Origin of the sequence: Pseudomonas fluorescens, from assembly GCF_000802965.1 — a bacterium.
Classification (GTDB): Bacteria; Pseudomonadota; Gammaproteobacteria; order Pseudomonadales; family Pseudomonadaceae; genus Aquipseudomonas; species Aquipseudomonas fluorescens_A.
The window spans coordinates 1-11357 of record NZ_JSAK01000019.1 but is presented as its reverse complement, the minus strand read 5'-3'; the positions used below and the strand labels follow the sequence as shown (position 1 = coordinate 11357).

Genomic DNA, 11357 nt, shown 5'->3' with positions numbered 1-11357 from the left:
AATGACTCCATCGCTAGCAAGCCAGCTCCTACAGGGGTTGGGTCAGACAGTGACGGTCATGCTGTGGCGGCGATGATGAATTTCAAGCTGATCCTTGATCACCTTCAACACCTTGGCCTCGTGTTCATGGATAAAGAAGTGCCCGCCGGCAAGCATGTCCACCGAAAAGCTGCCGTGGGTTTCCTGGCTCCAGCCGATCAACTGTTCGGTGGTCGCCCGGTCCGCCTTGCCGCCGAGTACGTGCAACGGGCACCTGAGCAAAGGCCGCTGCAAGGGCTCGAATCGACCGCACAACTGGAAGTCGGCGCGCAGGATTGGCAGCGTCAGGCTCATCAGTTCTTCATTGGCCAGAACCTCTTCGCTGGTGCCGTTGAGGCTGCGCAGTTGCTCGATAAGCTCGGCATCGGATTTGGGCTCGGCAAAACCGCGGTCGTAGTCGGCACGCATCGTCGGCGCAGCCGTCCCGGAGGCAAACAGCGCCACCGGCTCCGGGCAGCCGAACGAGCGAAACGCATGGGCCATTTCACAGGCGAGCAACGCGCCAAGACTGTGGCCGAACAAGGCGTATGGCGCTTTGAGCGTGGCTTTTTGTTCCTGCGCCAGTTGCAGCGACAGGCGGCGCATGTCGGTGTGCAACGGCTCACCGAAACGGCCCCCGCGCCCCGGCAGCTCCACGGGCTGCAGCTTGATCCACTCCGGCAGCTTGCGCCGCCAGCGGCTATAGACCATGGCACTCGCGCCGGAATACGGCAGGCACAGTAATGTCAGCTGGGTCACCGGGCTTACCTCAACAGTTGTCTGCTAAAAGAACGGATGAGCGCCGAGGAGAATTAGTCGGATCATTACCCCCTGTAGGAGCTGCCGAAGGCTGCGATCTTTTGATCTTGTTTTTAAAAGGCAAAGTCAAAAAATCGCAGCCTTCGGCAGCTCCTACGGGTAGTGCCTTACTTCAGGTGGCGATAACTTTGGATTGCAGATCCGAGCAGCTCAACACGGTGATCAGCCAGGTCAGGCCCTCGGTAAGTTTGGCCGGCGACACGGCTCCCTTGCGACACCACCGGAGCTGAACTAGATTTTCCTTTTCAACAACACGTCTGAAGTTCACTAAGAAGTCTGGCCCGCAGTATCGTCCAGTAGCGAAGGCACGCAGGAGTCCAGCTATGGAAGAGATACTGATTCTGGTCAGCCCCAAAGACCGCCAGACCGGCTTCGCCCCCAAAATGCAGGTCCATCAACAAGGCCTGCGACATCGTGCATTTTCCGTGTTCATTTTTGATCGCAGCGGGCGTCTGCTACTGCAACAACGTGCGCTTGGCAAATATCATTCGGCGGGCCTTTGGACTAATACCTGTTGCGGCCACCCCCGGCTCGGCGAGCGAACGGCCGCCGCCGCGCAACGGCGATTGCGCGAAGAAATGGGCATGACCTGCAAACTGATCAAAGTCTCGACATTGCTGTATTACGAACCGGTCTCCAACCAGTTGATCGAACACGAATACGATCATGTACTCGCGGGCATCTGCGACATCGATCCCGTTGCCAATCCCGATGAAGCCCAGAGCTGGCAGTGGCGAACACTGTCTGAAATCCCTGGCGCCATCAATGCCGCGCCGCAGACGTTCACCGCATGGTTTCGCCGGATCTTCGAGCAGTTCGGCCTGAACGGCGTACAGCAATGGTACGAACTTGCGCTGGGTTCCACGCCACGAAACCAACTGAAATCGAACTGGCGAGTGCCGCCGCTGTATTGCCCTTCACCAGGTCGGATCGACGAAGCGTTAGCCTCAGAGGTCAATGACCGGCTGATGCTCTGGATCGATAAAACCGGCATCTTTGCCGGTCAGCAGAAAAAGATTCGCGCTTCGGAATTCGGCCGGTTCGCCATGTTGTGTCACGCGGATACCGACGATCCGGATCGCTTGCTGTTGTCCGCCCAATGCATTGCAGCATTGTTCGCAGTCGATGATTATTACTGCGACGATGAAAGCACCGGATCGATCCCGGCACTGGTCGGGCCTCGGCTGTCCGTCGCGCTGGCGGCGCTTGAGCCAGCGCACCTGACCGACACCTTTCGCGCGGATCTGGAAGCGGCCCTGGAACGCGATCCTGTGCTGGTGGGTTTGCGTGCGTATATCGCGCGGGTCGCCGAGTTCGCCGCGCCTGCCCAGATCGCCAGAGTCCGACATGAAATCATCGCCATGTTCGTCACGATGACTGCCGAAGCCGCCTGGCGCATCAGTGGCGTCACTCCTGCCCTTTGGGAATATCTGGCCCAGCGTCAGACCAACAGTTTTCTGCCATGCATGTCGCTGATTGACATCATCGGCGGCTATGAGCTGCCGGCCAACGTCTACTCCGCACCCGCCGTGCGACGCGTCACGACCCTGGCCGCCAGCGCAACAATCATCGCCAACGACCTGTATTCGGCTCCCAAGGAAAGCCTGGCGCAAGTCGGTGACTTCAATCTGCCGTTACTGCTCATGAATGAGCATAAATGCTCAATTGAACAAGCCATGCAGCTAAGCGCCAACGTTCATGACGATGTGGTGCGCCTATATGAGACCGCCGAACAACAGCTGCTCGCAAACGCCTCACCGCTGCTCAAGCGCTATCTGGCAGGGGTGAAAATCTGGGTGGCGGGCAGTCTGGAATGGCATCGCCACAGTGGGCGTTACCAGACCTGAGATCAGGGCGTGACGAAGGGGCGGCCTTGAAGTGAAGATCTTTTCATGGGTGGTCATGAACTCTCGACGGCGCGCCCCAGTCAGCTGAATACGCGCTTGAATTGTGGAGTTTCGCGACAATGCCCGACCATCACCCCGAACGACAAAGCCCCATCGACGGCCACGGCATCATCGGCGATATGCGCAGCGCCGCGCTGGTCAATGACAAGGGCAGCGTGGATTTTTTCTGCTGGCCGGAATTCGATAGCCCGTCGATCTTCTGTTCCCTGCTGGACACCCCCGAGGCAGGTATCTTCCAACTCTCCCCGGACCTGCCCGATGCGCGTCGCGAGCAAATCTACCTGCCGGACACCAATGTCCTGCAAACCCGCTGGCTCAGCGATCACGCTGTGGTAGAAATCACCGACCTGCTGCCCATCGGCGACAGCGAAGATAGCTTGCCGGTGCTGATGCGCCGGGTTCGCGTAGTCAGCGGCCAGGCAACGTTTCACCTGCGCTGCGCGGTGCGCCATGACTACGCTCGCGCTCGCACCCACGCCCGCCTCGATAAAAAGGACGTGGTTTTCGAGGCTGCCGATCAGCCGTCCCTGCGCCTGGCGGCGGATCAGGCTATGCGGGTCGAAGGCCAGGCAGCAGTTGCCGAATTCACTCTCAAACAAGACCAGACGGCCGAGTTCCTGCTCGGCGCCATCGACGATCCGCGCTTCAAGGAAGGTGCTGCGTCGATGTGCCTGGAGCGCACGTTGAAATTCTGGCGCGACTGGATCGGCCAGTCCAACTATCGCGGCCGCTGGCGGGAAATGGTCAATCGCTCGGCGCTGGCGATGAAGCTGCTGACCTCGCGCAAACACGGCGCGATCCTCGCGGCGGCGACTTTCGGCCTGCCGGAAGTCACCGGCGGCGAACGCAACTGGGATTACCGCTACACCTGGATACGCGACGCCTCGTTCACGGTATACGCCTTCATGCGCCTGGGCTTTGTCGAAGAGGCCAACGCCTACATGCGCTGGTTGCGCGGGCGAGTCAGCGACTGCCACGGCCAATCGATGAAACTCAATATTCTGTATGGCATCGACGGCCGCCAGGAATTGCCGGAAGTCGAACTCCCTCATTTGTCCGGCCATGGCGGTGCGAAACCGGTGCGCATCGGCAACCTGGCCTACGCGCAGGTGCAACTGGACATCTTCGGCGAGCTGATGGACGCGATTTATCTGGTGAACAAGTACGGCGAAGCCATTTCCCATGAGGGTTGGAAGCACACGGTGCAAGTGATCGATCAGGTGTGTGAAACCTGGGAACAGGAAGACGTTGGCATCTGGGAAATGCGCGGCGAGCAGCATCATTTCCTGCACTCGCGACTTATGTGCTGGGTCGCATTGGACCGGGCGATCCGCCTCGCCTCGAAACGCTCCCTGCCCGCGCCGTTCGCCCGTTGGGATCAGACCCGTCAGGCCATTTACACAGACATCTGGGAAAACTTCTGGAATGAAGAACGCGGGCATTTCGTGCAGCACATCGGCGGCAACGCGCTCGACGGATCAATGTTGCTGATGCCGCTGGTGCGTTTCGTCAGCGCCAAGGACCCACGCTGGCTGGCGACCCTCGACGCCATTGAAAAGAACCTGGTGCGCGACGGCATGGTTTACCGCTACCACAATGACGACAAGCACATCGACGGCCTGCCCGGTACAGAAGGCGCATTTGCCGCGTGCTCCTTCTGGTACGTCGAATGCCTGGCCCGCGCCGGCCAGGTCAACAAGGCTCATCTGGAGTTCGAACAACTGCTGCGCTACGCCAACCCGCTGGGGCTGTACGCCGAAGAATTCGACAGTCATGCGCGTCACATGGGCAACACACCGCAAGCGCTGACGCACCTGGCGTTGATCAGCGCGGCGTGTTTTCTCGATCGGAAGTTGAGTGGGGAAAAGAGCGTGTGGCAGCCGTAAACAAGTCTGTCCGACACCACCTATCACCCGTGGCGAGGGAGCTTGCTCCCGCTCGGCTGCGCAGCAGTCGCCAACCCCTTTGAACCCTGAACAACTCACATACCGTACTCAGATTTCAGGGCTGCTTCGCAACCCAGCGGGAGCAAGCTCCCTCGCCACAAAGTCCATCACGCTTACAGCGTTAAGAATCCGCCGCAACGCTGACCGAAAACCGTTCCCGATAAGCCTGCGGCGTCACGCCCATGGCCCGCAGAAAACTGCGGCGCAGGGTTTCTTCGCTGCCGAACCCGCATTGCACGGCGACCCGTTTGATCGGCACGCCGGTATCGCTGAGCAAGCGACGCGCGGTCTCGACTCGGATCAGTTCGATGGCCCGGGCCGGGGTCTGGCCTGTGTCGGCGCGGTAGTGGCGGACGAAGCTGCGTTCGCTCATGCCAGCCTGAAGGGCTAGCGTCGGGATGCCGAGATCCTTGGTAAGGTTTTCACTGATCCAGGCGTGAAGGTCATCGAAGCGGTTGCCTTCTTTCTGCAATGACAGAGTCACGCTGAATTGCGACTGTCCGCCGGGGCGCTTGAGAAACATCACCAGTTGTCGGGCGACTTCCAGGGCCATGGCTCGGCCGAGGTCTTGCTCGACCATGGCCAGCGCCAGGTCGATGCCGGCAGTCACTCCGGCCGACGTCCAGACCGGGCCGTCGTTGATGAAGATCGGATTGGGCTCGACCTGCAACTGCGGGTGTTGCTGCGCCAACTGTTCGCAGCGAGTCCAATGGGTCACCACGCGCCGGCCATCGAGCCAGCCACTGGCGGCCAGCAAAAACGCCCCGGTGCACACCGATGAAACCCGTCGGCACCCAGATGCATGCTCGCGCACCCAGGCCACCAGCGGCAGATCTTGCGCCGCCGCGTATACGCCCCAGCCGCCGGCAATGATCAAGGTATCGCTGCCCTGTTCCGGCAACGGTTCCGCCAGCAACGCCAACCCTGCCGACGACATCACCGCCCCGCCGCCGCTGGCGATCACCGTTGGCGCATAGGGTGCTGGAATACCTTGCTGGCGGGCGATGTCGTTGGCCGACGCGAACACCTGCAACGGCCCGGTGACGTCGAGCAACTGCACGTTGGCGAACGCGAGCACGTGAATGGTTTTAGTCATTTGGCGTAATTCGTGGGGTGATTGGCGTATGCGCCAAATCCTAAGCGCCTACAGTGGAGCCGTCCACCCACTTCTGGAGAAAAAACGTCATGACCTTGCAGATCGGTTTTCTGTTGTTTCCACAGGTTCAGCAACTCGACCTGACCGGCCCTTATGACGTACTGGCTTCGCTGCCAGACGTGAAGGTGCATCTGATCTGGAAGGACCTGATGCCCATCACTGCCAGCACCGGCCTGATGTTGAAACCGACCGTGACTTTTGAGGATTGCCCGACGCTGGACGTGATTTGCATTCCCGGCGGAAGCGGTGTCGGCCCATTGATGGAAGACGAGCAGACTTTGGACTTCATCAAGACCCAAGCGGCCAACGCGCGGTACGTGACGTCGGTCTGCACCGGTGCGTTGGTGCTCGGCGCGGCGGGATTGCTCAAGGGCAAACGCGCCACCACCCACTGGGCTTATCACGAATTGCTGGCTCCGCTGGGCGCAATTGCCGTGAAGGATCGGGTGGTGCGTGACGGTAACTTACTGACCGGTGGCGGGATCACTGCGGGCATCGATTTCGCCCTGACCTTGGCCACAGAGCTGTTCGATCAGGAGACCGCCGAGCTGGTGCAATTGCAGTTGGAATACGCCCCGGCACCACCGTTTAAAGCCGGGAGCCCGGAAACAGCGCCGACCAGCGTGCTCGAAGAGGCCCGCAAACGTGCCGCTGGCTCATTGAAACTGCGCGCGGAAATCACCGAACGTGCCGCAGCGAAACTCGATCTGCAGTGAAAAAAATGGCTGCGGGGACCAGGTCCTCGCAGCCATTACTTTTCCTGCGCTCATAAAAAAACCCGCCGAAGCGGGTTCTTCCAAGACCATTACAACTCCCTGTCGTCAGCATTCCGTGCAAATGGCCGATCATCCATGATCCTGAGGCACTCCCTGTGCTTCAGTGGATGAGGCCAGAATACGCATCGGATCCAATCTTAAATAGACGACATATTCAGTAACGCGTGTAAGACATTCGCTATAAGGGATCTTCCGAAAACCCTTAGACGCCTCAGGCGGCAGGTCAGGAGCCGCGGTTAGTCACTCTCGCTCACGGGCCTTGGCGTTTTCGGTGAGGAATTGTTCAAGTCGGTTCATTTGCTCTTCCCAGCCACGGCTGTCCATGTAATACGCCTCTTTCTGGCGTATGTCGGGAATGTGCGCGAAACCTGACTCGGAAACTTTGAGCAACGTGCCGTCCTCGTAGTCTGCCAGTTCGAATTTGACCAGCGTAGTGGGCTCTTGGGAGTAGTCGATTTTCGGGTTCACCGCGTAGGGATGCCAGCGAAAGGAAAACAACTGCTGCGGCTCGACCCGCTCGACCAGCACGTTCCACAACACATGTTCATAACCGGGATATGTAACCTGCCCCTGCGTCCACTCGCCGGCAATAAAACGCCTGCCTTCGAGCGCAACACCGAACCATTGTCCAAACGCCTCGGCATCGACCAAGGCACGCCATACATGGGAACGCGGCGATTTGAGCGTGATTTTGCGCTCAAAACTATTGGGTACTGGTTTCATACATCACCTCCTGTAATGAACAACAGTAGGCCTGTAAGACCACATGTCCAACCCTAAAGTTGTGCGACGATCAACTTTGCCTGAAACATTCGGCTGCATTTCTGGTGATAAGTTCGAGATCAGCGAGCAAAGTCAGCCGATCAAACCTGCTAACGTTCCCCAACGTATTTGCCCCGAAAAAAGGAATTTTCATGCAGCCTTCGCTCATCGAACGTTATCGCGGAGCTCTACTGGGCCTGGCCTGCGGTGATGCTGTTGGCACCAGTGTCGAGTTCCAGCCGCGCGGATCTTTCCCACACCTGACCAACATGGTCGGCGGCGGTCCGTTCCACCTCAAGCCTGGACAATGGACCGATGACACTTCAATGGCGCTGTGCCTGGCCGAAAGTCTGTTAGCCAAAAACGGCTTCGATGCGGCGGACCAGATGGACCGGTACCTCGATTGGTGGCAACACGGACACTTGAGTTCAACCGGGGAATGCTTCGACATTGGGATGACCGTCAGTGATGCACTGGCTCGGTACAAGGAGACCGGCCAACCATTCGCCGGCTCCAGCGATCCCTATACGGCCGGCAATGGTTCACTGATGCGCCTGGTGCCCGTGGTGCTGTATTACTTTCCAAATCGCGAGCGGGTGCGAACCTTTGCCGCCAAGAGCTCACGGACAACGCACGCTGCGCCGGAAGCAGTCGAATGCTGTCTGTTGTTCGCTGATCTAATCTGCGAGGCACTGCGAGGCACATCCAAGCAGGATTTGCTCAACGCAACAGATGCATCATTCCTTGAACCAAAAGTCACCGCCATCGCCCGAAGCGATTTCCTCGCCAAACCTGAAAGCAATATTCAAGGCACCGGATACTGCGTTGCCTCACTCGAAGCGGCCCTATGGTGCTTCCATCACACAAACACTTTTGAAGCAGCCATCCTAAAAGCCGCCAATCTGGGCGACGATGCTGACACTACTGCTGCCATCGTCGGCCAATTGGCCGGGGCTCATTACGGCGTACAGGCCATTCCCGAAGTCTGGCTAGAAAAGTTGCACCAGCGCGAAGGCATCGAAGCAATGGCTGACGCCCTGATGGACTGCAGCACTGTTTCCCGTTGACAACTCATATTCTGTGGCGAGGAAGCCTGTCGGATCGCCGCACCGTCCCGCTCGCCTGCACAGCAGTGGTAAATCGGTGTCACTCTGAATAAATGATTGGGGGCGCTTCGCACCTCAGCGGGAGCAAGCACCCTCGCAACAGGTTTGTGCCGGGCTGCAAGTTTGTTCACTTGCCTTCGCTACACTGCACCTCACTTTTTCCGGTTACAGCGAGCTTTGTCCATGTACCCACGTTTTTTCCTGGCGCTGACGCCTTTGCTGTTCATTCCCCTGGCCCAAGCCGTGGACTGCGATAACGCCACCGATCAGGCCACGATGAATCAGTGTGCGTCGCTACAGCATGCGGCCGCAGATAAAGAGTTGAATGCGCTTTACCAGCAGATCACCACGCGTTTGAAGGGCAATCCCGACAGCAAGAAACTGCTGGTGGGCGCGCAGCGTTCGTGGATTGCGTTTCGCGATGCCGAGTGCAAGTTTTCGGCGTCCGCGGTGGAAGGCGGGAGCGTTTATCCGCTGATCTACAGCAATTGCGTGACGGAATTGACCAAGGCGCGGGTTGAGACGTTCAAGACTTACTTGAAGTGTCAGGAGGGGGATTTGGGGTGTCCGGTGCCGGGGGTTTGAATCTTCAGCATCTGTGATGGCCTCATCGCGAGCAAGCTTGCTCCTACGGAACTGAGTCGTTCACGAAAAAGGTGAACACCATCAATCTGTAGGAACTGGCTTGCTAGCGATGTCGGCATCCCCGGACAGCGGATAACACAGAGTCCTCGCGGATTTCCTTCCAGCGTTGGTGGACCTTCAGAAAGATTCGTGAGATGTGCGATGAAGCCGTTCGGCACTAAACGTGAGAATCGCCCGGTAATTTGCTCGGCGCCGCGTATTGCGGCTTCAAGTGGCCGTCCTGATCGAGCAACCAGGCGTCCATGATCTGCCGCACCACAGGACCTGCGACGCGACCACCGGCCTCGCCGTTCTCGATCATCACCGAAATGACAATTTTAGGATGCTCAGCTGGGGCGAAGCCCACAAACAACGCGTTGTCACGGTTTCGCTCGCGGGTTTTCTCACGGTTGTAACGTTCGCCCTGCTTGATCGCCACCACCTGCGCAGTGCCGCTCTTGCCGGCGATGCGATACTGCGCCCCCGCCGCCGCCGCCCGGGCAATCCCGCGGGCATCGTGCATGACCATCTGCATACCGTGGTTGACCTGCTCCCAGTCACGCGGATCCTTGAGCAGGATGTTTGGCATCGGGTGCTCATCCACCGGCGCTACGCCGTCCACGGTTTTGGCCAGGTGCGGACGATTCCACACGCCTTTGTTGGCGATCAGCGCCGTGGCCTGGGCCAGTTGCAGCGGCGTGACCTGCATGTAGCCCTGGCCGATGCCGAGAATCACCGTCTCACCCGGGAACCACGGCTGACGTCGCGTGGCGCGCTTCCAGGCTTGGGACGGCATCAGGCCGGCGGACTCTTCATACATGTCCAACGAAACCTTTTCGCCGAGGCCGAACATCGCCATGTAATCGTGCAGTCGATCAATGCCCAGCTTGTGCGCGAGGTCGTAGAAGTAGGTGTCGTTGGAACGCATGATTGCCGCGTCCATGTCCACCCAACCGTCGCCGCTGTGGTTCCAGTTGCGATACTTGTGATCGAAGTCAGGGAGTTGGTAGTAACCCGGATCGAAGACCCGGGTTTGCGGCGTCACAACGCCGGTGTCGAGACCGGCAATCGCGACTTCCGGCTTGATGGTCGAACCTGGCGCGTAGAGGCCGCGCAGCACCCGATTGAATAGAGGCCGGTCGATTGAATCGTGCAGTGCCGCGTATTCCTTGAAGCTGATGCCGGTGACAAACAGATTAGGGTCGAAACTTGGCTTACTGACCATGGCCAGCACTTCGCCGGTGGAGGGATCAAGCGCCACCACCGAACCACGACGATCGCCCAAGGCTTGCTCAGCGGCTTCCTGAAGTTTGACGTCGAGGCTCAGGACGATGTTTTTGCCGGGGATTGGATCGGTGTGCTTGAGCACCCGCAGAACCCGGCCCTGGGCGTTGGTTTCGACTTCCTCGTAACCGACGTGGCCGTGCAGTTCCGACTCGTAGAATTTTTCGATCCCGGTTTTACCGATGGATTGGGTGCCACGGTATTCGACCGAATCCAGGACCTTGGATTCCTTCTCGTTGATGCGACCGACGTAGCCGATCGAATGAGCGAAGTGCTCGGCCAATGGATAGTGACGGACGAACTGCGGTTCGACATCAATGCCCGGCAAACGGAACTCGTTAACCGCGAGTACAGCAATCTGTTCTTCAGTGAGCTCATAGAACAGCGTGACCGGTACGAACGGATGCCGTGCCTGCTTCATCGCCTTGTCGAACAGTGTGCGGTCCTCAGCAGGTAGATGCAGGAGGTTAACTACCTCGTCGAGCTCTTCTTTGACATCGGACGCGCGTTCGCGGGTGATGGTCAGGTTGTAGCTGGGCCGGTTATCTGCCAGGACTACGCCATTGCGGTCGTAGATCAACCCACGAGTAGGAGTGATAGGCAGGACGTGGACGCGGTTGTTCTCAGAGATTGTGGAGTGATAGTCGAATTCGACGACCTGCAAGACATACATGCGCACCACCAGCGCGCAGGTAATGGCGACGACGAAGGAGGCGCAGGCCATCAGTCTTTTGTTGACCAGGCGCGTCTCTTTTTCGTGGTCTTTGATTGGTATTGGTTCAGGCACTTGTACAGCAACTCATTGAGAATAATGCCGATCCGTGGCCGCAAACTCAGTCCATTAAAAATGAGCTGCACCTTACCAAAACCGTGGACTCAGGTTTGTGTGATTATTTTCACGATTGACCTTGAGTGGGGCGTGCCTATTTTCGACCGAAAAAACAAAACCCCAACTGCTT

Annotated in this window: 9 protein-coding genes; 5 read left to right on the top strand and 4 right to left on the bottom strand. The window is 58.5% G+C overall.

The genetic code is table 11. The annotated features are described in order from the left end of the window. Positions 1 to 42: 42 nt before the first annotated feature. On the bottom strand, positions 43 to 777 hold the full coding sequence (locus tag NL64_RS17065; RefSeq protein ID WP_034149249.1) for a thioesterase II family protein: 735 nt from the start codon (positions 775 to 777) through the stop codon (positions 43 to 45). Positions 778 to 1160: 383 nt separating this feature from the next. Here NL64_RS17065 and NL64_RS29160 point away from each other — a divergent pair, with 383 nt between their 5' ends. Together NL64_RS29160 and NL64_RS17055 are read left to right on the top strand one after the other, a co-directional pair. Beyond that, positions 1161 to 2684 carry a family 2 encapsulin nanocompartment cargo protein terpene cyclase gene (locus NL64_RS29160; protein ID WP_052321260.1) on the top strand — a complete coding sequence of 508 codons (1524 nt, stop codon included), beginning with the start codon at positions 1161 to 1163 and terminating at the stop codon, positions 2682 to 2684. 119 nt (positions 2685 to 2803) lie between these two features. After that, positions 2804 to 4630, top strand: coding sequence for a glycoside hydrolase family 15 protein (locus NL64_RS17055; protein WP_034149248.1), 1827 nt, complete (start codon positions 2804 to 2806; stop codon positions 4628 to 4630). Positions 4631 to 4811: 181 nt separating this feature from the next. Here NL64_RS17055 and NL64_RS17050 read toward each other — a convergent pair whose 3' ends face one another. After that, positions 4812 to 5786 (bottom strand): GlxA family transcriptional regulator, encoded by a 975-nt coding sequence (locus NL64_RS17050; RefSeq protein ID WP_034149247.1) that lies wholly within the window; start codon positions 5784 to 5786, stop codon positions 4812 to 4814. A gap of 89 nt (positions 5787 to 5875) precedes the next feature. Between NL64_RS17050 and inhA the strand changes: the two genes are divergently transcribed. Next, positions 5876 to 6562 (top strand): isonitrile hydratase, encoded by a 687-nt coding sequence (gene inhA / locus NL64_RS17045; protein ID WP_034149246.1) that lies wholly within the window; start codon positions 5876 to 5878, stop codon positions 6560 to 6562. Positions 6563 to 6862: 300 nt separating this feature from the next. Here inhA and NL64_RS17040 read toward each other — a convergent pair whose 3' ends face one another. Continuing rightward, positions 6863 to 7345: an SRPBCC family protein gene (locus NL64_RS17040; RefSeq protein ID WP_034149245.1), complete on the bottom strand. Its 483-nt coding sequence runs from the start codon at positions 7343 to 7345 to the stop codon at positions 6863 to 6865. Between the two features lie 191 nt (positions 7346 to 7536). On the opposite strand from NL64_RS17040, the gene NL64_RS17035 reads away from it, so the two are divergent. Together NL64_RS17035 and NL64_RS17030 are read left to right on the top strand one after the other, a co-directional pair. Continuing rightward, positions 7537 to 8451, top strand: a complete 915-nt coding sequence (locus NL64_RS17035) for an ADP-ribosylglycohydrolase family protein (protein WP_034149244.1) — start codon at positions 7537 to 7539, stop codon at positions 8449 to 8451. A 222-nt stretch (positions 8452 to 8673) separates the two neighbouring features. After that, positions 8674 to 9075 (top strand): lysozyme inhibitor LprI family protein, encoded by a 402-nt coding sequence (locus NL64_RS17030; protein ID WP_034149243.1) that lies wholly within the window; start codon positions 8674 to 8676, stop codon positions 9073 to 9075. 217 nt (positions 9076 to 9292) lie between these two features. Here the strand turns inward: NL64_RS17030 and mrdA are convergent, their stop codons facing one another. Continuing rightward, a complete protein-coding gene (gene mrdA / locus NL64_RS17025) occupies positions 9293 to 11185 on the bottom strand; it encodes a penicillin-binding protein 2 (protein ID WP_034149242.1) in 1893 nt (630 codons plus the stop codon). Positions 11186 to 11357: the final 172 nt, after the last annotated feature.

Bases quoted from the DNA above. Each gene is read 5' to 3' on its own strand.
- NL64_RS29160 (WP_052321260.1), top strand. From the start codon at position 1,161: ATGGAAGAGATACTGATTCTGGTCAGCCCCAAAGACCGCCAGACCGGC.
- NL64_RS17055 (WP_034149248.1), top strand. From the start codon at position 2,804: ATGCCCGACCATCACCCCGAACGACAAAGCCCCATCGACGGCCACGGC.
- NL64_RS17050 (WP_034149247.1), bottom strand. From the start codon at position 5,786: ATGACTAAAACCATTCACGTGCTCGCGTTCGCCAACGTGCAGTTGCTC.
- inhA (WP_034149246.1), top strand. From the start codon at position 5,876: ATGACCTTGCAGATCGGTTTTCTGTTGTTTCCACAGGTTCAGCAACTC.
- NL64_RS17040 (WP_034149245.1), bottom strand. From the start codon at position 7,345: ATGAAACCAGTACCCAATAGTTTTGAGCGCAAAATCACGCTCAAATCG.
- NL64_RS17035 (WP_034149244.1), top strand. From the start codon at position 7,537: ATGCAGCCTTCGCTCATCGAACGTTATCGCGGAGCTCTACTGGGCCTG.
- NL64_RS17030 (WP_034149243.1), top strand. From the start codon at position 8,674: ATGTACCCACGTTTTTTCCTGGCGCTGACGCCTTTGCTGTTCATTCCC.